We start from the raw sequence: 22,466 nt of genomic DNA, 5'->3' as shown, positions 1-22,466 counted from the left end.
CGCGGCACCCTTGATCACATGACCGTCGCAGCGCCGGAACAGCACCGGGAACCGAGCCAGCACATCCGGCGCCGGGAACTCGCCGCCTTTCTGCGCAGTCGGCGGGAGCGGATCACCCCCGAGCAGGTCGGCCTGCCGCGCGGCCCCCGCCGCCGCACCCCCGGCCTGCGCCGGGAGGAGGTCGCCCAGCTCTCCGCGGTCGGCGTCACCTGGTACACCTGGATCGAACAGGCCCGCGCCACCCATGTCTCCGCCCAGGTGCTGGACGCCGTCGCCCGCGCCCTGCTCATGGACCCCACCGAGCGCACCCACCTCTTCGCCCTCGCCGGGACCGCCGACCCGCGCACCGAGGCCGAGTGCACGGTCGCAGCCAAGTCGGCGATCAAGGTCGTCGAACGGCTCGCGCCCTACCCCGCCTCCCTGCAGAACGCCCGTTACGACGTCCTCGCCGCCAACCGCCCCTTCGCCCAGCTCTTCGGCGACCTCACCGAGCTGCCCCGGGCCGAGCGGAACTGTCTGTGGCTGCTGGCCACCAGCGAGCGCTGGAAGCGGGACTTCCTCGACCGGGACGAGATGCTGCGCGACCTGATCGCCAAGTACCGGGTGGCCATGGCCGAGCATGTGGCCGAGCCCGTGTGGAAGGAGCACCGGGACCGGCTGCTGGCGGCGTCCGAGGAGTTCCGCGCACTGTGGGAACGGCACGAGGTCGCGCCGTTGTCCCCGCACGTCAAGCGGTACCGGCACCCGGTGGTCGGCCTGGTCCGCCTGGAGCACCGCACCATGTGGCTGGCCCCGCAGTCACCGGCCCACCGGGTGGTCGCGTACATCCCCGCCGACGAGGAGACCGAGGAGCGGCTGGAGCGGCTGGCGGAGCTTGCGGACGGGTGAGGGAGAATGGGGGCTCGCCCCTGTGCCGTAGATCCGTCCCGGAGCCCTGACGATGACCCACCCGCTCTCCATCGGCCCGCACGCCGTCGTACCGCCCGTCGTGCTCGCACCCATGGCGGGGATCACCAACGCGCCCTTCCGCACCCTGTGCAGGGAGTTCTCCGGCGGGAAGGGCCTGTTCGTCAGCGAGATGATCACCACCCGGGCGCTGGTCGAGCGCAACGAGAAGACCATGCAGCTGATCAGGTTCGACGCGAGCGAGCGGCCGCGTTCGATCCAGCTGTACGGCGTCGACCCGGCCACCGTCGGCAAGGCCGTCCGCATGATCGCGGAGGAGGACCTGGCCGACCACATCGACCTGAACTTCGGCTGCCCGGTCCCCAAGGTGACCAGGAAGGGCGGCGGCTCGGCCCTCCCGTACAAGCGGAACCTGCTGCGGGCGATCCTCCGGGAGGCCGTGAGCGGCGCCGGAGACCTCCCGGTCACCATGAAGATGCGCAAGGGCATCGACGACGACCACATCACCTACCTCGACGCCGGCCGCATCGCCGTCGAGGAGGGCGTCACCGCGATCGCCCTGCACGGCCGTACGGCCGCCCAGCACTACGGCGGCACCGCCGACTGGGACGCCATCGCCCGCCTGAAGGAGCACGTCCCGGAGATCCCCGTGCTCGGCAACGGCGACATCTGGTCGGCCGAGGGCGCCCTGCGGATGGTGCGGGAGACCGGCTGCGACGGGGTGGTCGTGGGGCGCGGATGTCTGGGGCGGCCGTGGCTGTTCGCGGATCTGGTGGCGGCGTTCGAGGGGCGGGCCGAGGACTTCCAGCGGCCCGTGCTGCGCGAAGTGGCCGATGTCATGGTCCGGCACGCGACCCTGCTCGGCGAGTGGATCGGCGACGAGTCCAAGGGCGTGGTCGACTTCCGCAAGCATGTTGCCTGGTACCTGAAGGGCTTCGCGGTCGGCTCCGAGATGCGTAAGCGGCTCGCGATCACGTCCTCGCTGGCCGAACTCCGGGCCGGTCTCGACGAGCTGGACCTCGACCAGCCCTGGCCGGTGGGCGCGGACGGCCCGCGCGGCCGTACGTCCGGCAACAACCGGGTGGTGCTGCCAGACGGATGGCTGAAGGATCCCTACGACTGCGCGGGCGTGAGCGAGGACGCGGAGCTGGACACGTCCGGCGGCTGATCACCCGGACTTCGGGTGCGGTGTCGAGCCGTACGCCGTCAGGAAGCGGTCCCGGAACGCGCTCATCTTCCACACGGGCGCGTTGTGGGCGGGACGCAGACCGTCCGTCCACCCCCAACCCGCGATCTTGTCGAGGACCTTCGGGTCCTTGGCGACGATCGAGATCGGCACGTCACGGCTGGCGTGGTTGCCGCTGACCCGGGCGATCGGCTGGTGGTCGCCGAGGAACACCAGGACGGTGTCCTTGCTGCCGTAGCGCGTCAGCCACTCGGTGAGCGCGGTCACCGAGTACTGGATCGTCTTGCCGTACTCCTGACGGGACTTGGTGGTGTCGGCGATGACGTCCTCCGGCTTGTTGCCCGCCGCCTGGATACCCTTGAAGATCGAGCCGTCGCCCAGCTGGTCCCAGCCGACCATCTTCGGGATCGGCGCCCAGGGCTGATGGCTGGAGGTGAGGATGAGCAGCGACATCCGCGCCTTGCCGTCGGCCGGCTTCTTGCTGTGCACCCGGTCCTGGTACTGCTGGAGCGCGTACTGGTCCGGCATGGTCGACCAGCTGAACTTCGGTCCCTTGTAGCCGAGTTGGAAGGCGTTGTAGACCTTGTCCAGGCCGTACCACTTCTGCTCCGGCCACCCCTTCTGCACGCCCGGCATGACACCGACCGTGTCGAAGGCACCGGTCTTCTTGAACGCGTCGGTCAGGCTCATGTGGTCGCTGGCCATGACCGTGCGGTAGCGCTGCTGGTTGCTGATCCACAGGCCCGACATGGTGGTGGAGTGGCCGAGCCAGCTGCTGCCGCCGTAGGTCGCCGAGGTCAGCCAGCCGCTCTTGGCGTGGAAACCGGCCTTGGCCAGCGCCTTGGTGCGAGCGTCAAGTGTCGAGTCGACGCCGGGCGCCATGATCGGGTCCTCGACCGCGCTGCGGCCGTAGCTCTCGATGAACGTGAAGATCATGTCCTTGCCGCGCAGATCCGGGACCAGCTGGCTGCCCGGGGTGTTCCCGAACGCGTCCACCTTGGCGACCTTCCGGAACTCCGCCTCGTCCTTGAGCGTGGCCGAGACCAGGTGGGCCTGGGCCTTCAGCGCGGTGGCGGTGCTGTCGGAGGCGAGCGGTACGCCCGCGATCTGGAGGCCGAGGGAGGAGCAGGTGATCCAGACGACCCCGGCGATCAGCGTGCCGCGGGTCGCGAGGCCGCTGTGCCGGGCGAGCAGATTGCTCAGCCGGACCATGGACAGCGCCAGCAGCACGAAGAGCAGCAGGACGGCGGCGATCACACCGGCCACGGCGGCCAGGGTCTCCGTACGGCCGAGCGAGTCCTCCAGGTACGACTCCGCGTCGGCGAACAGGCTCCAGTCGAGAACGACGTTGAAGCCGCGGCCGAGGTACTGCTTGAAGCCCATGTCGAGCGCGTTCAGCACGGTCATCGCCGCCAGCGCGACCCCGGACACGGCCGCCAGCACCACCCGCGGTCGCCGCGGCAGCGCGATCATCACGGCCGCCCCGATCACGGCCTCCGCCGGTATCCGCAGGAACTGCGAAGGCTCCAGCAGCGCCATGGAGTTCGGCATCACCAGCGCGGCGACGACGAGGGCGGCGGCGAGCACGGTGAGGGTGACGGACAGTGCCTGGACGGCCCTCGGATGCTCCTCCCGCCGGCGCCGCACCCACGCCGAGCACGCGGTCCAGGGGCGCGGGAAGCTGCGGCGCGGGCCGGGTATGGGGGCGGCGGGCTGTTCCGGCTCGGCCTCTTCGGCTCCTGCCACCGCTGATTCGCGCGTGCTCATGTCCTGGGACAACCCGGCGTCCTTCCCTGCGAGACCCGATCTGCAGTCCCGTACGGCCCCCCGCCGGCCCCTGTTCAGGGCGCTAAGCAAACACCGGGCAAATAGGTTCCCGCGCTAGACCCCACCCACCGCCGTCAAGAGCGCGAGCGGCGCCGCAGCCGACCGGGACTCCCGCACACACGCATGCGGATAAGGCACGGGCTCCGGATGCGTGTCCCGCCCGTACCCCGCGAGCACCTCCGGCAGCCGGTACCCCGCCACCGCCGCGGCATCCACCAGCGCATGCGCCACCGCACGGGCCTCGTCATGCAGCCCGTACCGCGCCAGCCCCAGCGTGATCAGCGCGTTGTCATGGGGCCAGACGGAGCCACGGTGATAGGACAGCGGGTGGTACGCCGACTGGCCGGAGGCCAGCGTCCGCACACCCCACCCGGAGAAGAAGTCCGGCTCCAGCAGCCGCCGGCCCACCATCTCGCCGTACTCCTTGTCCAGCAGCCCGGACCACAGCAGATGCCCGGCGTCGGACGCCAGCGCGTCGATCTGGCGGCCCTCCCCGTCCAGCGCGAGCGCCGGGAAGGAGTGCTCCCGCATCCAGAAGTCCCGCTGGAACCGGTCCCGGAGGTCGGCGGCGGCCTGCTCCAGCAGGGCGCCGTACGTCTCGTCGTGCCACACCGTGCGCGCCAGCCACGCCGTGCGGCGCAGCGCGTCGTACGCATAGCCCTGCGCGCCCGCCGCCATCACCGCGCCGGTAGGCCGGGTGCCGTCGGCACAGCAGATCGCGCCGGGGGAGTCCTTCCAGTTCTGGTTGGCGAGGCCGCCCTCGTCGGCGCGGTAGACGAGGTAGCCGCGGGAGGTCAGGCCGCCGTGGTCGAGCATCCAGGCGACGGCGGCACGCGCGTGCCGTTCCAGGCGGCGGGCCAGCTCCGCGTCCCCGGTCCGTTCGGCGTACGCGCCGAGCAGGATCAGGAACAGCGGGGTGGCGTCGACCGAGCCGTAGTACCGCCCGAACGGCACCTGCCCGAAGTGCGCCAGCTCGCCGTGCCGCACCTCGTGCACGATCTTGCCGGGCTGGGCGACCTGGGACGGGCCGATGCCGTTCGCCTGGGTCGCGGCGAGCGCGGGGAGCGTGGCGGCGGCCAGCTCCGGGCGGTACGGCAGCGCGAACAGGGAGGTGAGCAGGGCGTCCCGGCCGAGGAGGGTGAGGAACCAGGGGGCGCCGCCGGCCGGGACGCGCAGCTCCTCGCCGTCCGGTCCGGTGGCCGGTACCTGGAGCGCGGCCAGGTCGGCGAGGCCCCGGGCGCAGGCCGCCGCCAGCTCCGGCCAGCCGGTCGGGAAGGCCACGCCCTCCACGAACTCCCCTTCCAGGGCGAGGCGTTGCTCGAGTACGGCGGCGGGGTCGCGCGGCACCCGTACGGCCCGTTTCTCGCCGTGCGGGCGGGCGATCACCCGCAGCACCAGCTCGGTCGTGCCGTGCGCGGGCAGCTCGAGGACCCACACCAGGCGGCGGGCGCCCGTGCCGGTCTCCTCCACGGCGTCGGGAGCGGGGTCGGCCGTGATGGTCGTACAGGACCGCCATTCGGCGCGCCGGTAGGTGAACTCGATGCCGTCGTCGAGGACTTCGCGGGAGCGTACGGCGCCGGCCTTGGCGTAGGTGCGGTGGTCGGAGCGGAGCTCGAACTGGTCGGTGAAGTCGGCGTCGGCGGTGATGGCGAGCCGGATGGTGGTGGGCACGGGGCGGTTGCTGGTGACCCGGAGCGATTCCGCGAACGAGCTGTCGCCGACGGCCTGTTGGCGGAAGAGGGTGTGTGCCGGGGGCTCCTGCCGGCCGCCGCGCGGGACCAGTACGCAGCGGGCCGCGTCACCGTCGGCGACGGGGGTGAGTACCTCGGGCACGGCGCCGTCGACGGTGAGCTGCCAGCGGCTGAGGTGCCGGGCGTCCCGTACGAATAACCCGTCCGGGGAGCCGCCGCCCCGGACCCCGCTGATGTCGCCCCGGTCGCCCACGGCGGCGAATGTCGCCCCGTGCACGAGCAGATGATGCCGGTCCGTCATCCCCGGTCGCCTCCTTCGTCACTTCTGTCGAACGTGCCGGTGGCCGCCTTGGACACGCCCTCGTCGGGGCGCTTGGGAAGGTCTTTGTGCAGCTCGTGGTGCAGGTCGAGGGCGAGCGCGGCGGTCCAGCCGAAGCCGGTGGCTCCGCAGGCCTCGCCGGTGTACGGGTCGACGTACTCGGCGAAGTCCGTGGCTTCGGCGAGCTGCAGCAGGGCCGCGCGCAGGGCATCGGCCAGGTGCAGCTCCCCGTGCGTGCGCAGGCCCCGCTCCAGTAGCCAGCCGGTGTTGAACCAGGCCGGTCCGCGCCAGTACCGGTGCGGGTCGAAGGCTTCGCCGAGGAGGTCGTAGCTCGGCACGAGCCGGGTGCGGTCGCCGAGCCCGAAGTGCGGCCCGCACAGGGTACGCACGAGCGCGACGACCACCTCACGCGGCAGCCCGGGAAGAACGAGCGGCACCAGCCCGGACACACCCCGCTCCCGGATCAGCCCGGAGCCGCCCTGCACGGCGGTTGCTCCGGTCCCGCCCGCCTCACGGTCCGATCCCGAGGCGCCCTGCCTGCGGCGCGGCCCGGAGGCGCGCTGCGGGTGGGCCGGCCCGGAGGGGACCCGCTCGCGCTCCGGCCCGCCCCCGCGCAGGTCCCGGCACAGGAACATGCCGGTCGTCGGGTCCCACAGTCGGTCCACCAGGGCCGCTGTCAGGCGGTCGGCGCGGGTGTGCCGGGCGGTGCCGGGGGCGCCCAGTTCCTCGGCGATGCGGGCCAGCGCGTGTTCGGAGGCGATGAGCAGGGCGTTGAAGGAGGGGTCCTCGACGGCGAACGCCCCGCCCGTCCCGTCGCGGTATTCGGCGTCCCGGTAGTCGGCGGCCAGCCGCACATACCGTCCGTAGTCCACATCCGTCGGCCGGTCCTCGGGCGCGCCGTGGTCGAGGTCGGCGCGGCGGAAGGAGCGGGTCGGGGCCGGGGTGATCCGGGCGAGCGGGGCGTCCCAGCAGGGGCTGTTGTCCATGCCCTGCTCCCAGGGGTGGACGACGGACACCAGCCCCGCACCGCCCAGGTCCCGGCGGTGCAGCAGATAGCGGTGCCAGGCGGCCAGCCGCGGGTACATCCGGTCCAGGAAGCCACGGGCGCGCGACAGCCCGGGGTCGGCGCGGTGCACCAGCCAGGCGGCCAGCGCGTGTACCGGTGGCTGCACGATCCCCGACGTCTGTACGGTGCGCGGGGCGCCCGCCGCGCGACCGGCGGTGGAGGAGCGCCAGAAGTCGGGGCTGGGGAAGTACGCGTCGAGCGGTACGGAGGGGTTGAACACGATGTGCGGGACGCGTCCGTCGGCCCACTGGGCGGCCAGCAGCGTCTCCAGCTCGGTCTGGGCCCGCAGCGGCGAGATGTGCCGCAGACCGATCGCGATGAACGCCGAGTCCCACGACCACTGGTGCGGATACAGGCTCCGGGAGGGAACCGTTGAGCCGCCGGTCCAGTTCGCATCGAGCACCCGGGCCGCCCTGACGTGCAGGGATGTGCTGGAGACCGGTGGATCGTATGCGATCTCACGGGTCGCGGGACGGGCGGTGAGCTGCGTGCTGCTGCGATCCACTCGGGGCTCCCCGAAAGCCGAAGACGCCCGGCTGTCCGGCCGGGTTTGGTGGTAACCGTCGTAGAGTTACGTCTATTTAACACGCAAAACTCAATATGTAATGCAGGGTTGGGAAACACAAGGGGGTGAGCATGAACGGACGTCCCGGGAGAGCCCGCAGAGCCGGCGGCCAGGCCGGCGCCGGAGACCTGCTCGAACTGGTCCGCAGCGGGCGGGCCGTGACGCGCGGTGCCCTCCAGCAGGCGACCGGACTGTCCCGCGCGACCGTCGGCCAGCGCCTGGACCGCCTGTTCCGGGCGGGCTGGCTGCGCGAGGGCGCCGGCGGCCCGGTCGGCTCACCGCTCGGCGGCCGCCCCTCCATCACCCTGGAGTTCGACGACTCCCACGCCGTCGTGCTCGCCGCCGACCTGGACACCCGGCACGCCCGCGCGGCCGTCCTCACCCTGACCGGCGAGATCCTGGCCGAGCACTCCGGAACGCTGGTGGTCGGCGACGGACCGGAGGTCGTACTGCCCGAACTGGGCCGCTGGTTCGGCGAGTTGCTGGAGAAGGCCGGGCGCCCGGCGGCGGACGTCGCCGGCATCGGGCTCGCCGTGCCCGGCCCGGTGGACACCGGGACCGGCCGGGTGGTGCAGCCGCCGATGATGCCCGGCTGGGACGGCTACGACATCAGGGGCCGGCTCTCCCGCGCCTTCACCGAACACACCGGCGCCCCGGCCGTCCCCGTCCTGGTCGACAACGACGCGAACCTCATGGCCTACGGCGAACAGCGCGCCGGCCATCCCGACTGCGCGGCCTTCGTACTGGTCAAGGTGTCCACGGGCATCGGCGCCGGGGTGGTCGTGGACGGCGCGATCTACCGGGGCATCGACGGCGGCGCGGGCGACATCGGGCACATCCGGGTCGGCGCGGACGCGCAGTGCCGCTGCGGTTCGTACGGCTGTCTCGCCGCCGTCGCCAGCGGGGGCGCCGTGGCCCGGCGGCTGGCGGAGAGCGGGGTGCCGGCCGCGTCCGGCGCGGACGTACGGGACCTGCTGGCCGCCGGGCATCCCGAGGCGGCGGCGCTGGCGAGGGAGGCCGGCCGCAGGGTCGGGGACGTACTGGCGACCGTCGTCACCCTCCTCAACCCCGGCGTGCTGATGATCGCCGGCGACCTGGCCGGGACGCCCTTCCTCACCGGTGTGCGCGAGCTGCTCTACCAGCGGGCCCTGCCGCGCTCCACGGCCCACCTGGACGTCGTCACCTCCCGGCTGGGGGAGCGGGCCGCGCTCATCGGAGCGGGAGCCCTGGTCGTGGAACACCTCTTCGCGCCGGAGCGGGTGGAGGAGCGGCTGCGGGCGCTGGGTGTCTGACTCCGGGTGTGTGACGTGGGCGTTTCCGGGTACCGGGGAGCGGTCCGCATGGTGAAACCCCGCCCGCTGTGGCAGCGTGATTCTCGCCACCCTTGATAAGGGTTGCGCTCAGATGAGCGGATCATGGGCGACTGCACTTCTCCAAGGGGTGGCACTGGGTGCCACGCCCTGATCGTTCACCGATCGAAATCAGACGTGCAGGATCTCCGCTCATCTGAGCGGAAAACCCGGCATCTGGGGGTGCTTGAGTTCAAGAAGTGAAGACATCTGACTGCGCTGGCTTGCCAAGCCTTGACTTTCGATCCGCTGGCGGACGACTGGTTACGGGCGCATGACGCGCAAGTGGACGTACCCATGTGCCTTCGATCTGGGTATGTTCCTCGCCGTCAGGGCAGCCACCGTGGCCTCAAGGAGTCGAGACCCGTGTCGGAAAACAAAGAACCCCACGTAGTGAAGTTCGTTTACGACTTCACCGAGGGCAACAAGGACCTCAAGGACCTCCTCGGCGGCAAGGGTGCCAACCTCGCCGAGATGACCAACCTCGGCCTGCCGGTCCCTCCGGGCTTCACCATCACCACCGAGGCCTGCAAGGTCTACCTGGAGAGCGGCGAGGAGCCCGCGGCACTGCGTGACGAGGTGAGTGCGCACCTCGACGCCCTCGAGTCCCGCATGGGCAAGAAGCTCGGCCAGGCCGACAACCCCCTCCTGGTCTCCGTCCGCTCCGGCGCCAAGTTCTCCATGCCCGGCATGATGGACACGGTCCTGAACATCGGCCTCTCCGACAAGTCGGTGCAGGGCCTGGCCAAGCAGGCCGGCGACGACCGCTTCGCCTGGGACTCCTACCGCCGCCTGATCCAGATGTTCGGCAAGACCGTCCTCGGCGTCGACGGCGACTTCTTCGAGGAGGCCCTCGACAAGGCCAAGGAGGCCAAGAAGGTCACGGTCGACACCGATCTGGAGGCCGCCGACCTGAAGAAGCTGGTCACCACCTTCAAGAAGATCGTCAAGAAGGAGGCCGGCCGGGACTTCCCGCAGGACCCGCGCGAGCAGATGGACCTCGCCATCAAGGCGGTCTTCGACTCGTGGAACGGCGACCGCGCGAAGCTCTACCGCCGCCAGGAGCGCATCCCCGGCGACCTCGGCACGGCCGTGAACATCTGCTCCATGGTCTTCGGCAACCTGGGCCCCGACTCCGGCACGGGCGTCGCCTTCACCCGCGACCCGGCCTCCGGCCACCAGGGCGTCTACGGCGACTACCTCCAGAACGCCCAGGGCGAGGACGTGGTGGCGGGCATCCGCAACACCGTCCCGCTGGCGGAGCTGGAGTCGATCGACAAGAAGTCGTACGACCAGCTCATGCAGATCATGGAGACGCTGGAGAACCACTACAAGGACCTCTGCGACATCGAGTTCACGATCGAGCGCGGTCAGCTGTGGATGCTCCAGACGCGCGTGGGCAAGCGCACGGCGGGCGCGGCCTTCCGTATCGCCACCCAGCTGGTGGACCAGGGCCTGATCGACGAGACGGAAGCCCTGCAGCGCGTCACCGGCGCCCAGCTCGCCCAGCTGATGTTCCCGCGCTTCGACGAGGACGCGAAGGTCGAGCAGGTGGGGCGCGGCATCGCCGCATCTCCGGGTGCAGCCGTCGGCAAGGCGGTCTTCGACTCCTACACGGCCGTGAAGTGGTCCCGCTCGGGCGAGAAGGTCATCCTGGTCCGCCGTGAGACCAACCCGGACGACCTGGACGGCATGATCGCGGCGGAGGGCATCCTGACCTCCCGCGGCGGCAAGACCTCCCACGCGGCCGTGGTCGCCCGAGGCATGGGCAAGACCTGTGTCTGCGGCGCGGAGGAGCTGGAGGTCGACACCAAGCGCCGCCGGATGACGGTCCCGGGCGGACACGTCGTGGAAGAGGGCGACCTGATCTCCATCGACGGCTCGTCGGGCAAGGTGTACCTGGGCGAGGTCCCGGTGGTCCCGTCCCCCGTGGTCGAGTACTTCGAGGGCCGGATGCACCCGGGCGCCGACGACGCGGACGAACTGGTCGAGGCGGTCCACCGCATGATGGCCTTCGCCGACCGCAAGCGCCGCCTGCGCGTGCGCGCCAACGCGGACAACGCGGAGGACGCGCTGCGCGCCCGCCGCTTCGGCGCCCAGGGCATCGGCCTGTGCCGCACGGAGCACATGTTCCTCGGCGACCGCCGCGAGCTGGTCGAGCGCCTGATCCTGGCGGACACGGAGGAGGAGCGCGAGGAGTCCCTGAAGGCGCTGCTCCCGCTCCAGAAGACGGACTTCGTCGAACTCTTCGAGGCGATGGACGGCCTCCCGGTGACGATCCGTCTCCTGGACCCGCCGCTGCACGAGTTCCTCCCCGACATCACGGAACTCTCGGTCCGCGTGGCCCTGGCCGAGTCCCGCCAGGAGCCGCACGAGAACGAGCTCCGCCTGCTCCAGGCGGTGCACCGCCTGCACGAGCAGAACCCGATGCTGGGTCTGCGCGGCGTGCGCCTCGGCCTGGTGATCCCCGGCCTGTTCACGATGCAGGTCCGCGCGATCGCCGAGGCGGCGGCGGAGCGCAGGTCGGCGAAGGGCGACCCGCGCGCGGAGATCATGATCCCGCTGGTCGGTACGGTCCAGGAGCTGGAGATCGTCCGCGAGGAGGCCGACAAGGTCATCGCGGAGGTCGAGGCGGCGACCGGTACGTCGCTCAAGCTGGCGATCGGCACGATGATCGAGCTGCCGCGAGCGGCCCTCACGGCGGGCCAGATCGCGGAGGCGGCGGAGTTCTTCTCCTTCGGCACGAACGACCTGACGCAGACGGTGTGGGGCTTCAGCCGCGACGACGTCGAAGCCTCCTTCTTCACGGCGTACCTGGAGAAGGGCATCTTCGGCGTGTCCCCCTTCGAGACGATCGACAAGGACGGCGTCGGCTCCCTGGTGAAGCTGGCGGCGGAGGCGGGCCGGCGCACCCGCCCCGACCTGAAGCTCGGCGTCTGCGGCGAGCACGGCGGCGACCCCGAGTCCGTCCACTTCTTCCACGAGGTCGGCCTGGACTACGTCTCCTGCTCCCCCTTCCGCATCCCGGTGGCCCGCCTGGAGGCGGGGCGCGCGGCGACGAACTCGGAGGGCAGCGACCACCGCTAGGCCCTACCGGGCCCGTTGAACCCCGGAGCCGCCGCTGGTCCCCGACCCTCACCGATCGGCGGCGGCCCCGGCGCACGAAAGAGGAGGGGCGGCACCTTGTGCGGGGGTGCCGCCTCTCCGTGCATCGTCTGCGGAGGCTGTCAAGAAAAGTCTCTGACCAGGCAAAATGCCGTTCGTTGGCGTTGGCTGCCTTTGAACCCGCGTGAAGCCGTTGTGTCCTCGTTCTGCCCTCCGGGTGCGGCTGAGCCCCGCGTTGCTGTTTCAGGCGACGGCGGAGGATACGAGATTCGCTGTCGATGCGCCCGTCTGTACGGCGGTGAACGTAGCTGAATGATATGGAAATCCGTCAACGGCGGTCACAGCAGCCGCCGTTCGACCCCTGAGAGCGACTGTCGGTCATGGTCGGTTGCTGGAGTGGCTATCCGTCAATGCCGGACTGTGACAGTGCATATGGCTCTCGAACTGCACCTGTACTCCTTGATCGATGTGCGGCAACCTCGGCCCTGTGCTAGTCCTGTGAGTAGGTACGGCATGCCTCATACATCCATGTACACCTTGTGGGCATACCCGACTGGCCATCGGATCCCATTTCACCGCACTGATCGCGGGCTGCTCCAGAGATTAGGGAGTCGGTCATGGTCGCGAATCCAGGCGAGAACCGAGGAGGGGGGCAGAAGCATGAAACACCGCCCCCCGAGCCTAGGTCATGGCAGCAATGGTCGTCACGTTCTGGGCCAAGTCAACCCACACCCCCACTGCCCGCCTTCCCTCCGCAACCGCCAGAAGCAGCACCCCCAGCAGTAGGCCCGGCGACGTTCACGCCGACGGGAAAATGCACAAATTGCGGGCAAGTGACTATGGGTGAGCCGTCTTGCCGATTTTGCAACCAAGTGCAGTTTATGCCGCAAGGGGTAACCCTCTCCACGGCTGGGCTGCGTTTCGGCGGTTATCTGCTGGAGGGGGTGATAATGGTCTGCACATTGCTGATTGGCTGGCTTATTTGGGCGCTCATAGTCTTCCAATACGGCCAAACGCCCGCCAAACAACTGCTCCACATGAGAGTCGTTCATATTCCGCAAGCCGGAACTGCCCGATGGTGGCGGATGTTCTTCCGGGAATTTATCGCGAAGACGCTAATCGGCTTCCTTGCCGCTTTCACTCTCCTGATTCCATACTTCTGGCTCCTGTGGGATCGAAATCGGCAAGAGCTTTGGGACAAAATGGCCACTACGCTCGTCGTCACCGACCCGCGCGATCAGCTTCAACGGCACGTCCAGGTGCGGCAGTCGCCGTGACAGCTCACGGCTGCTGGCCCAACGTGAGGTGGGCGGTACGGTCGGCAAGTCGCATCTGCACGCCGGTCGATCTCGCCGACGAGCTGTTGGCCGTCCGGCACGGCGAGGTGATCGACCGCTGGCCGGTGACGGCACGTGGTGCCAGCGTCTGAGCGGTGCCGACACCGTCGAGGCGGCTACCTAGCCGACCGTGCTCACCAGGCCGTCCACCAGTGCCGTCAGGCCCTGCGCGTATGTGTCCTGCGTGGTGAGCGGTGCCCAGCGGTGTGCGACCTCCGTCAGGCGGGGGAGTTCTTGTGGGTCCAGGGCGGCGAAGACGCGCTCGCGGTAGGTCGGGCGGTCGTCGGCGGCACGGCGGCGGGCCGCTGCCGTGCGGATCACGATTTCGCCGGCTGTGTAGTACCAGATGGCACGGTAGCCGTGCACGGCGGACTCCAGGGACAGGCCGCAGGCCGTCAGGCCGTCCACGATCTGCTCCACGAACCACAGCGCGGACGTCGACATCAGGTCGTCCGCCGTCAGTACCTCCACCACCCACGGACAGGCGGCCAGCACCTCGTGGATCGCGGTCGCGGCGGCGATGACGCGTTCGCGCGGGTCGGTGGGGGGAGGGGACGGCCGGCGCAGGTTCTGCGCGGCGTAGTCGTCCAGCAGGAGGAGGAGCAGTTCCTCCTTGTCGCGGACGTGGTGGTAGAGCGCCATGGGCGTGCTGCCGATCTCGGAGGCGAGCCGGCGCATCGTCAGCCGGTTCACGCCCTCGTCCGTCACGATCCGGAGCGCCGTCCGGATGATCTCCGCACGGGAGATACGGGCAGGTCGGCCGGTGGTCTTGCGGGGTGCGGGCGGTTGCGGCATGGCACCCATCATGCCCTCGTCGTCCTGACGCCGGTCCACTTCCGGTCACGCCCCGTCAGCCCTTCGGGGATTCCCGGGCGTCGAAAACCCGGTCTCGACAACGGCTACCCGGTCGCGCTAGTTTTCGTACATGTACAGAAACTTACGGGGCAACCCTACGACCGTGCTCGCGGCCTCCGCCGTCGCCCAGTTCGTCGTCGCTCTCGACATGGCCGTGGTCAACGTCGCGCTCCCGGCGGTCCGCACCTCCCTCGGCTTCGATCCGCTCGGCCTGTCCTGGGTCGTGCACGTGTACGCGCTCACCTTCGGCGGGTTCCTGCTGCTCGGCGGCCGGGCCTGCGATCTGTACGGCCGGCGTCGGCTCTTCGTCGCGGGACTGGTCGTCTTCGGGGTCTGTTCGCTCGCCGGTGGACTGGCCCAGGAGCCATGGCAGTTGGTGTCCGCCCGCGCGGGACAGGGTGTCGGGGCGGCCGCCACCGCGCCGGCCGCGCTGGCGCTGCTGACCACCACCTTCACCGACGGCCCCCGCCGCGTCCGCGCCCTCGGTGTGTGGAGCGGGATGAACGCCGTGGGCGGCGCGCTGGGCGTGCTGGCGGGCGGGGTGCTCACCCAGTACGCCGGCTGGCGCTGGGTGATGCTGATCAACCTGCCCATCGTGGCCACGGCGCTCGCTCTGGTCCACGTGGCCGTACCGGCCGAGTCCAGGCCGGCCCGGCGGGAGCGGCCTGATGCGCTCGGAGCCCTGCTGGCGACCGGCGGAACCGGGCTGCTCGTGTTCGGTGTCGTACGGACCGATGTCCAAGGGTGGGCGTCCAAGGGGACATGGTCCACTCTCGGCGGTGCTGCCCTCCTGCTCGGCGCGTTCGTCCTCGTCGAATCCCGGGCGCCCGCACCGCTGTTGCGGCTCGGGCTGCTGCGCAGTCGCTGGGTCGCGGGCGCCAATCTGCTGGTGTTCCTCGCCGCGGCCGGGCAGTTCACCGGTTTCTACTTCATCTCCCTCTATCTCCAGCAGGTCCTGGGCCTCGGCGCCGCCGCGACCGGCGTCGCGTTCCTGCCGTTCTGCGCGGGCTCGGTGGCCGGGACCATCGCCGCCACCCGTATCACCGCCACCCGTTCGCCCCGCGCCTCGCTCGTGCCCGGCGCGCTGCTCGCTGCCGCGGGCATGGGCTGGTTCGCCCGGATCAGCCCGCACGGCAGCTTTCTCACCGATGTGCTCGGGCCGTCACTGGTCACCAGCGTCGGCATCGGGCTGGTGTTCGCGCCGGCGGCCGCCGCGGCGACGACCGGCGTCCGGCCCGGCGAGGCCGGCATGGCCTCCGGCCTCTTCAACACCGCACGCCAGCTGGGTGGTTGCATCGGTGTGGCCACCCTGGCCACGGTCGCCGCCGACCGCACCGGTACGGCCACCGGTCCCGGCGCGCTCAACGCCGGTTACGCCCTCGGCCTGGCCGTCACGGCCGCGCTCTGTCTGCTCGCGGCGGTCGTGGCGGCCTGCGTGCTGCCCCGACGCCCGAGCCTCACCAGATCCCCGGCCCCACACCCGACGGCGCCGCGCCCGGCGGCCTCGCGCCCCGCGGCGCCGCACCCTACGGCCCCGTGCCCGACGGCCTCGCGCCCCGCGGCCCCGCACTCCGCGGCGCCGCACCCGACGGCCTCGCACCCTGCGGCCCCGTGCCCGACGACCCCGCACTCCGCGGCGCCGCGCCCGGCGGCCTCGCACCCCCCGGCGCCACACCCCCCAGCCCCCGCCGCCCCCGTGAAGAAGCGAATGGAAGGAACATCGTCATGACCGTCACGACCGTCACGACCGTCGACCTGTTCTCCTCGATGCTGGACTTCCGGCCCGACGGCGGTGTCCTGTCCGGCGCCCGGCGGATGGCCGAAGGTGATCCCGGATCCTGGCAGGTCGCGGCCTTCCACGTGGAGACCGACGCCGACGTCCACGCCGACCACTGGGAGGTGCATCCCGCGGGTGAGGAGGCCCTGTGCTGTCTGACCGGGGGCGTGCGCCTGTACTTCCGTCCCGTGGTCGAGGGCGGCGCCGAGGAGATGGTGCGGCTGGGGCCGGGTACCGCCGTGTTCGTGCCGCGCGGCCGCTGGCACCGCCTCGAACTGGATGCGCCGAGCGACCTGATGTCGATCAGCCCGCGTCGCGGCTCACGCCTGGAGAAGCGCACCGACCTCGGCGACTGATCCGTACCGCTTCCGCTGTCTCCCGGCGTCGGGAGGACGCTATTCCAGCAAGCGTCGTCTGATCAGCGCCATCACTTCCGTGCGGCTGCGCTTGCCGGTGTCGGCCGCGTAGAGGTCGTTGCCGATGCGCACCGAGACGGCGATCAGGCAGCGGACCTCGACCTCGTCCTCGTCGGGGCAGAAGGAGGAGAACAGGGAACGCAGGTAGTCCATCTGCCGGTTGTCCACGCGGCGCAGGCGCTCGGCGACGGCCGCGTCGCGGCGGGCCCACTCGCGGATCGCCAGGTCGGCGGTGGTGCCCCGCACCGGCCCCTCGGCGGCGGCGACGATGGCGAACAGTCGCTCCAGTCTGGCCCTGGCGTCCCCCCCGCCGCTCTCCACCTGCTCGATCACGCTCTCGGTGACCTCACGCTCCCAGGTGTCCAGCATTTCGGTGAGCAGCGCCTCCCGGTTGCGGAAGTACCCGTAGAAGCCACCCTTGCTGACGCCGAGTGCCTGCGCCAGCACCTCGATGCGGACCGCCTCGGGTCCGCCTGCGACGAGTGCCCGCAGGCCTTCCTCGATCCACTTGCCCCGTGGCGTGCGGGTCGCGCCCATGGTGTGTGCCTCCTCACGTCCGCGCCGAGTATACGGGGGCGTATAGATGGCTCTACGCTGGATCTATACGCCACCGTATAGATAGGGGCTTGCTCATGCGACTTCCCCGGACCGCCCACACCGACCGCCCCTGGCGGATCCACGAGATCACCGGCGACTTCACGGTCGAGGACGTGTGGGCACTGCCCACCCCCGGCGGACCGGACGACCTCGTGTGGCTGGTGCGTCAGATGGCCGAAGGGCTCCAGGGTGGGGTGAAGGGAGAAGGTGCCGTCTCCCGCGTGCTCTTCACCATCCGCTGGAAGCTCGGGGCACTGCTCGGCCTGGACAAGGCCGGTACCGGCATCGGCACCCGGCTGCCGTCCCTGCGCGACCGCATGCCGGCGGACCTCCGGGAGGGGCCCCGGGGTCCCGATCTCGGCTCGTCCCCGTTCACCTCCCTCTATGAGAGGCACGACGAGTGGGCCGCCGAGATGGGCAACAAGACCGTGCACGCGGTGATGCACATCGGCTGGGTCCCGGACGGATCCGGCGGCTACCACGGCCAGATGGCCGTCCTGGTGAAGCCGAACGGGCCGTTCGGCACGCTCTACATGGCCGCCATCAAGCCCTTCCGGTACCTCGGGGTGTACCCGGCGCTGCTGCGCGCCATCGGCCGCCAGTGGCAGGCGAACGCCGCCGAACGCAGCGCGCACTGACGAGATCCCGCCCCGCTGCCGTTGCCCGCCCTCGCCGGCGTCGACCTCAAGGTGTGACACACGGCCGCAACCCCCCTTTCGTAATCCCGGTGCAGGGTTGATCGTTGGGCCGTGCATCGATGACCGAAGGGGGCACACGATGACGAGCATCAGCCGTAGGACGCTGCTGGCAGCGGGCGCGGGACTGCTCACCGCGTGCGGATCGAACACCGGGCGGGGCGACGGAGGGGGTTCGGGGCCACAGCTGTCGCAGTGGTACCACCAGTACGGCGAGGCCGGCACCGAGCAGGCCGTCCAGCGGTACGCCGCCGCCTACGAGAAGGCGGACGTCAAGGTGCAGTGGCGGCCGGGGAATTACGACCAGCAGACCGCGGCCGCCCTGCTCACCGACTCCGGGCCGGACGTCTTCGAGGTCAACGGGCCGACCCTGGACCAGATCCAGGGCGGTCAGGTCGTCGACCTCACCGATCTCCTCAAGGGCGTCAGGGACGATTTCAATCCGGCCGTTCTCACGCCCAAGACCCACGACGGGCGGATCTGGGGCATCCCGCAGGTCATCGACATGCAGATGCTCTACTACCGCAAGAGCCTGCTGAGGGACGCCGGGGTCGAGCCGCCCACCACGCTCGACGCCCTCGTCGACGCCGCGAAGAAGCTCACCGGCAGCAAGGCCAAGGGGCTGTTCCTCGGCAATGACGGGGGAGCCGGTGTGCTCGGCGGTACGCCCCTGTACGCCGCCGGGCTCCAGCTCGTCACCGAGGACGGCAAGGTCGGCTTCGACGACCCCGCCGCCGCCCGCACCCTCGGCAAGCTGCGCCGGCTCTACACCGACAAGTCCCTCCTCCTCGGCGCGCCCACCGACTGGTCCGACCCGTCCGCCTTCACCCAGGGGCTGACCGCGATGCAGTGGTCCGGGCTGTGGGCGCTGCCGCAGATCCAGAAGGAGCTGGGGGACGACTTCGGTGTCCTGCCGTTCCCCGGGGACGGCGACCAGGGCAAGCCCGCCGTACCCGTCGGGGCCTACGGCGCCGCCGTCAGCGCGCGCAGCAGGCACAAGGAGGCCGCCAAGGAGTTCGTGCGGTGGCTGTGGGTCGAACGGACCGACTACCAGGAGGACTTCGCCCTGTCCTACGGCTTTCACATCCCGGCCCGCATCTCCCTCGCCGAAAAAGCCACCAAACTCCAGAAAGGTCCCGCCGCCGACGCCGTGCGCTTCACCACGGAGCACGGCTACGCGCAGCCTCTGCTGTGGACGCCGGCCGCCCAGACCGCCTACCAGGACGCGCTCAGCCGGATCATCAGGAGCGGGGCCGATCCGGGGAGCGAACTGCGGGCAGTCGTGCGGAAGGTGTCAGGTGAGCTCGACCGCGTGAAGAACGTGAAGAAGACGTCGTGAGGGGCCGCAGGACCCTCTGGTTCTGGGTGTTCGTGGGGCCGTTCGCGGCCGGGCTCGCGCTGTTCACCTACGTTCCGCTGCTGTGGAGCGTGGGCCTCGGCTTCTTCGACGCGCACAACACCGTCACGCCCACGCACTTCGTCGGCCTGGACAACTACACGGCGATGCTGAAGGACGACGCGTTCGTCGGCAGCCTGAAGACCTTCCTCGTGTTCACCGCCTTCATCGTGCCGGCCACCTACGTCTTCTCGCTCTCCCTCGCCCTGATGGTCAACCGGGTCCGGCGGGCGCGCGCCTTCTTCCGCTCCGTCTTCTTCCTTCCGGCCGCGTGCAGTTACGTCGTCGCCGCGCTGGTGTGGAAGATGTCGATCTTCAACGGGGTGCGGTTCGGGCTCGCCAACACCGTTCTCGGGTGGTTCGGCGGCGATCCCGTCGCCTGGCTGTCCAGCACCGATCCGCCCTGGTACTGGCTGGTCATCGTCACCGTACGGCTGTGGCTGCAGGCCGGGTTCTACATGATCCTCTTCCTGGCCGGGCTGCAACGGATCGACCCGGTGCTGTACGAGGCGGCCGCCGTGGACGGGGCCCGGCCCGGCTGGACGGTGCTGCGGCACATCACCCTCCCCCAGCTGCGGGCGACCTCGGTCGCCGTGGTGCTGCTGCTCGTCATCAACGCCTTCCAGGCCTTCGACGAGTTCTACAACCTCCTGTCGGACGCCCGGGGTTATCCGCCGTACGCCCGCCCGCCGCTGGTCTACCTCTACTACACCGCCCTCGGACAGGGGCAGAACCTCGGGCTCGGCAGCGCGGGCGCGGTGATCCTCGCGCTGATCATCGCGATCGTCACGGTGGGGCAGGCGCGGTGGCTGCGGCTGGGAAGGACGGACACCGATGGATGACGCCCTGGTCCGGGTCGGGCGGGCGCTCAGGCTGGTGCTGCTGATCGCGCTCGCCCTGCTCTTCCTGATCCCCTTCTATCTGCTGCTCCGCAACGGCCTGTCGAGCGAGCGGGACATCACCTCGCCCGAATGGACCTTCTTTCCAGGTGAGTTGAAGTGGGGGAACGTCCGGGAGCTCTTCGACGATCCCTCCGTCCCCTTCGCCCGCTCCCTCCTCAACTCCGCGCTGATCGCCGTCGCCACGACGCTGGGCACACTGCTCCTGGCCTCCCTCGCCGGCTACGGCCTCGCCCGCATCCCGTACCGGCACGCGAACAAGGTCTTCTACGGCATCCTCGGCACCCTGCTGGTCCCGGCCGCCGTCACCTTCGTACCGAGCTTCGTCCTGGTGTCGTCGCTGGGCTGGATCTCCACGCTCCGCGGGCTGATCATCCCGACGCTGTTCTCCGCGTTCGCCTGCTTCGTCTTCCGCCAGTACTTCCTCGGTTTCCCACGGGAGCTGGAGGACGCGGCACAGGTCGACGGGCTCGGGTACTGGCGGACGTACTGGCTGGTGGTCGTGCCGAACGCGCGGCCGGTGTTCGCGGCGGTCGGCACGATCGTCTTCCTCGGCGCGTGGAACTCCTTCCTGTGGCCGCTGGTGATCGGGCAGGACCAGAGCGCCTGGACGGTGCAGGTGGCCCTGTCGTCGTTCACGACGTCCCAGGTGATCCGGCTGCACGAGCTGTTCGTCGCCGCCGTCGTGTCGATCCTGCCGCTGCTGCTGGTGTTCCTGTGCTTCCAGCGGTGGATCGTGGCAGGGGTGGAGCGCTCGGGGATCGACTGAGCTCCGAACCGCCGCGCCGGGAGAAAACGGTCCGTGCGCACCTCCGCGACGCCGAACTTCCGGAACTATGCGACGAGTTGGAGCTGGCAGAGCAGGAGCGGGCGGGCCTGGCCGGCTTCCTCCACTGGAGCCTCAGCACGGGCCGCTACACCGACATCCGCACCCGGACCACTGCGGCCGCCAGGTTGCTGCGCGGTCCGGTCGGGCTGGGGACGGCGGCGGTGCGGCTCCCGCTGAGCAGGTAGCCGCCGCGGACCTCTAGAGCGAACCGCCGCTGTCCACCACCAGGTCCGTGCCGACGACGGAGGCAGCGTCGTCGGAGGCCAGGTACAGGACGGCGGCGGCGACCTCCTCGGTGGTGGAGATCCGGCCGAGGGGGAGCGTGGCCTTGGCGCGGTCGGTCCGGTCCGCCTCCGTCTCGCCCGGACGCAGGGACATGGAGGTCTCGGTGGCGCCGGGACTGACCACGTTGATCCGGACGCCGTCCCGGATGTGGTCCAGGGCGGCACCCCGGCTGAGGGCGGTCACGGCGGCCTTGGTCGCGCAGTAGGCGGCGGCGCCGGGGGAGGTGGCGTGCAGGCCGAAGGTGGAGGAGATGTTCACGATCGCACCCCCTGTCGGCTGGGTGCGCATCCGACGGATCTGGGCCTGCAGGGCCAGGTGTACGCCGGTGACGTTGGTCGCGAGCTGGGCGTGCCAGTCGTCCTCCGGGAGGTCCGCGAGGGGCTGCCCGCCCCGGAAGACGCCCGCGTTGTTGACCGCCACGTCGAGCGAGCCGAAGCGGTCGACGGCGGCCCGCACCAGCGCCCCCGCGTCGTCGGCGCGCGAGACGTCGGCCGTCACCGCGAGGGCCGTGCCGCCCTGTTCCTCGATCAGCCGGACGGTCTGCGCCAGGGGCTCGGGCCGCCGACCGGCGACGACCACCTGCGCTCCCTCGGCGGCGAGTGCGAGGGCGACGGCCCGGCCGATGCCGGATCCGGCACCGGTGACGAGGGCGGTCCGGCCGGTGAAGCGGTTGCGCGTGACGGTGGTCATGATCTCCCCTTTTTCTTGACCGATCGGTTCATTATGAGGTCCGGAAAAACGCCCCCGTGAAGGGGCGTTCAGTCGAGCAGTGCCAGAGCCTGCTCCGCCGCGTCCCGGACGCGCGCCGGGTCCGTCGACGCCTTGCCGACGACCCGCAGGCCCTGCATCAGCACCAGCAGTGTGCGGGCCAGGGCGAGTGGATCGCGGCCGGCGGGCAGCTCGCCCTGGCTCTGGGCGCGGGCCAGCGCGGAGTGCAGCAGTGTCTCCAGGTGGTCCCAGTTGCGCTCGACGCGCCGGGTGGCGGCCGGGTCGTGCGGGGCCAGTTCGGCGGCGGTGTTGGTGATCAGGCAGCCGTTCTGCCGCAGCCGTTCGTCGGCGGCCTCCGCCGCGAACCGCCGGACCACCGCCCGCACGGCAGGCAGGGCGGCGCCCGGCTGGGACAGCTCCCGCACGATCCGGGTGAGTCCGGACTGCTCGTAGCGCTCCAGGGCCTTCAGGTACAGCTCGTGCTTGCTGCCGAAGGTCGCGTACAGGCTCGCCCGGCCGATCCCGAGGTGCTCGACGAGATCGGCCAGCGACGTCGCTTCGTAGCCGCGCCGCCAGAACAGCTCCAGGGCCGACTGCAGCGCGGCGTCCGGATCGAACTCCTTGGTCCTGGCCACGTGCCGCAGCCTAGGCTTTTCTG

Annotated in this window: 19 protein-coding genes; 12 read left to right on the top strand and 7 right to left on the bottom strand. The window is 70.6% G+C overall.

Features of this window, described 5'->3' with window-relative positions; genetic code table 11:
- The first annotated feature begins 18 nt into the window (after positions 1-18).
- Positions 19-888, top strand: a complete 870-nt coding sequence (locus ACWC0C_RS13890) for a helix-turn-helix transcriptional regulator (protein WP_450863988.1) — start codon at positions 19-21, stop codon at positions 886-888.
- Positions 889-940: 52 nt separating this feature from the next.
- Positions 941-2,074, top strand: coding sequence for a tRNA dihydrouridine synthase DusB (dusB, locus tag ACWC0C_RS13885; protein ID WP_450863986.1), 1,134 nt, complete (start codon positions 941-943; stop codon positions 2,072-2,074).
- On the opposite strand, the gene ACWC0C_RS13880 is transcribed toward dusB, so the two are convergent.
- From ACWC0C_RS13880 to ACWC0C_RS13870, 3 genes are all read right to left on the bottom strand, one after another.
- A complete protein-coding gene (locus tag ACWC0C_RS13880; RefSeq protein WP_450863984.1) occupies positions 2,075-3,859 on the bottom strand; it encodes a CDP-alcohol phosphatidyltransferase in 1,785 nt (594 codons plus the stop codon).
- 114 nt (positions 3,860-3,973) lie between these two features.
- A complete protein-coding gene (locus ACWC0C_RS13875; RefSeq protein ID WP_450863982.1) occupies positions 3,974-5,911 on the bottom strand; it encodes an amylo-alpha-1,6-glucosidase in 1,938 nt (645 codons plus the stop codon).
- Positions 5,908-7,500, bottom strand: a complete 1,593-nt coding sequence (locus ACWC0C_RS13870; protein WP_450863981.1) for an MGH1-like glycoside hydrolase domain-containing protein — start codon at positions 7,498-7,500, stop codon at positions 5,908-5,910. Before ACWC0C_RS13870 ends, ACWC0C_RS13875 begins: the two co-directional genes overlap by 4 nt.
- A gap of 131 nt (positions 7,501-7,631) precedes the next feature.
- Between ACWC0C_RS13870 and ACWC0C_RS13865 the strand changes: the two genes are divergently transcribed.
- The 3 genes from ACWC0C_RS13865 to ACWC0C_RS13855 all read left to right on the top strand — a co-directional run bounded on the left by ACWC0C_RS13865 (position 7,632) and on the right by ACWC0C_RS13855 (position 13,291).
- Positions 7,632-8,852: an ROK family protein gene (locus ACWC0C_RS13865; RefSeq protein ID WP_450863979.1), complete on the top strand. Its 1,221-nt coding sequence runs from the start codon at positions 7,632-7,634 to the stop codon at positions 8,850-8,852.
- Positions 8,853-9,275: 423 nt separating this feature from the next.
- The gene (gene ppdK / locus ACWC0C_RS13860) at positions 9,276-11,996 is read left to right on the top strand and encodes a pyruvate, phosphate dikinase (RefSeq protein ID WP_449198007.1); all 2,721 of its coding nucleotides are present in this window, start codon (positions 9,276-9,278) and stop codon (positions 11,994-11,996) included.
- Between the two features lie 857 nt (positions 11,997-12,853).
- On the top strand, positions 12,854-13,291 hold the full coding sequence (locus ACWC0C_RS13855; protein ID WP_450864074.1) for an RDD family protein: 438 nt from the start codon (positions 12,854-12,856) through the stop codon (positions 13,289-13,291).
- A gap of 180 nt (positions 13,292-13,471) precedes the next feature.
- Here the strand turns inward: ACWC0C_RS13855 and ACWC0C_RS13850 are convergent, their stop codons facing one another.
- Positions 13,472-14,146, bottom strand: coding sequence for a TetR/AcrR family transcriptional regulator (locus ACWC0C_RS13850; RefSeq protein ID WP_450863977.1), 675 nt, complete (start codon positions 14,144-14,146; stop codon positions 13,472-13,474).
- Positions 14,147-14,276: 130 nt separating this feature from the next.
- On the opposite strand from ACWC0C_RS13850, the gene ACWC0C_RS13845 reads away from it, so the two are divergent.
- Together ACWC0C_RS13845 and ACWC0C_RS13840 are read left to right on the top strand one after the other, a co-directional pair.
- Entirely contained in the window at positions 14,277-15,935 is a 1,659-nt protein-coding gene (locus ACWC0C_RS13845; protein WP_450863975.1) for an MFS transporter, read from the top strand.
- The gene (locus tag ACWC0C_RS13840) at positions 15,932-16,339 is read left to right on the top strand and encodes a cupin domain-containing protein (RefSeq protein WP_450863973.1); all 408 of its coding nucleotides are present in this window, start codon (positions 15,932-15,934) and stop codon (positions 16,337-16,339) included. The genes ACWC0C_RS13845 and ACWC0C_RS13840 overlap by 4 nt, the downstream gene beginning before the upstream one ends.
- Positions 16,340-16,378: 39 nt before the next feature.
- Here ACWC0C_RS13840 and ACWC0C_RS13835 read toward each other — a convergent pair whose 3' ends face one another.
- Complete coding sequence (locus ACWC0C_RS13835) at positions 16,379-16,936, bottom strand: TetR/AcrR family transcriptional regulator (RefSeq protein WP_449198001.1); 558 nt, start codon at positions 16,934-16,936, stop codon at positions 16,379-16,381.
- Positions 16,937-17,031: 95 nt separating this feature from the next.
- Between ACWC0C_RS13835 and ACWC0C_RS13830 the strand changes: the two genes are divergently transcribed.
- The 5 genes from ACWC0C_RS13830 to ACWC0C_RS13810 all read left to right on the top strand — a co-directional run bounded on the left by ACWC0C_RS13830 (position 17,032) and on the right by ACWC0C_RS13810 (position 21,000).
- The gene (locus ACWC0C_RS13830) at positions 17,032-17,634 is read left to right on the top strand and encodes a DUF2867 domain-containing protein (RefSeq protein WP_450863971.1); all 603 of its coding nucleotides are present in this window, start codon (positions 17,032-17,034) and stop codon (positions 17,632-17,634) included.
- A gap of 139 nt (positions 17,635-17,773) precedes the next feature.
- Complete coding sequence (locus ACWC0C_RS13825; RefSeq protein WP_450863969.1) at positions 17,774-19,030, top strand: ABC transporter substrate-binding protein; 1,257 nt, start codon at positions 17,774-17,776, stop codon at positions 19,028-19,030.
- Positions 19,027-19,929 carry a carbohydrate ABC transporter permease gene (locus tag ACWC0C_RS13820; RefSeq protein ID WP_449197998.1) on the top strand — a complete coding sequence of 301 codons (903 nt, stop codon included), beginning with the start codon at positions 19,027-19,029 and terminating at the stop codon, positions 19,927-19,929. Before ACWC0C_RS13825 ends, ACWC0C_RS13820 begins: the two co-directional genes overlap by 4 nt.
- Positions 19,922-20,755 carry a carbohydrate ABC transporter permease gene (locus ACWC0C_RS13815; RefSeq protein ID WP_450863967.1) on the top strand — a complete coding sequence of 278 codons (834 nt, stop codon included), beginning with the start codon at positions 19,922-19,924 and terminating at the stop codon, positions 20,753-20,755. Before ACWC0C_RS13820 ends, ACWC0C_RS13815 begins: the two co-directional genes overlap by 8 nt.
- Before the next feature lie 77 nt (positions 20,756-20,832).
- Positions 20,833-21,000: a hypothetical protein gene (locus ACWC0C_RS13810; RefSeq protein WP_450863965.1), complete on the top strand. Its 168-nt coding sequence runs from the start codon at positions 20,833-20,835 to the stop codon at positions 20,998-21,000.
- A 13-nt stretch (positions 21,001-21,013) separates the two neighbouring features.
- Here the strand turns inward: ACWC0C_RS13810 and ACWC0C_RS13805 are convergent, their stop codons facing one another.
- Both ACWC0C_RS13805 and ACWC0C_RS13800 read right to left on the bottom strand, forming a co-directional pair.
- A complete protein-coding gene (locus ACWC0C_RS13805) occupies positions 21,014-21,790 on the bottom strand; it encodes an SDR family NAD(P)-dependent oxidoreductase (RefSeq protein WP_450863963.1) in 777 nt (258 codons plus the stop codon).
- 68 nt (positions 21,791-21,858) lie between these two features.
- Positions 21,859-22,443 carry a TetR/AcrR family transcriptional regulator gene (locus ACWC0C_RS13800; protein WP_450863961.1) on the bottom strand — a complete coding sequence of 195 codons (585 nt, stop codon included), beginning with the start codon at positions 22,441-22,443 and terminating at the stop codon, positions 21,859-21,861.
- Positions 22,444-22,466: the final 23 nt, after the last annotated feature.

The sequence above is a fragment of the Streptomyces sp. NPDC001709 genome, from assembly GCF_053596375.1.
The sequence above is the reverse complement of the archived record's forward strand: the minus strand, read 5'-3'. Positions and strand labels throughout refer to the sequence as shown.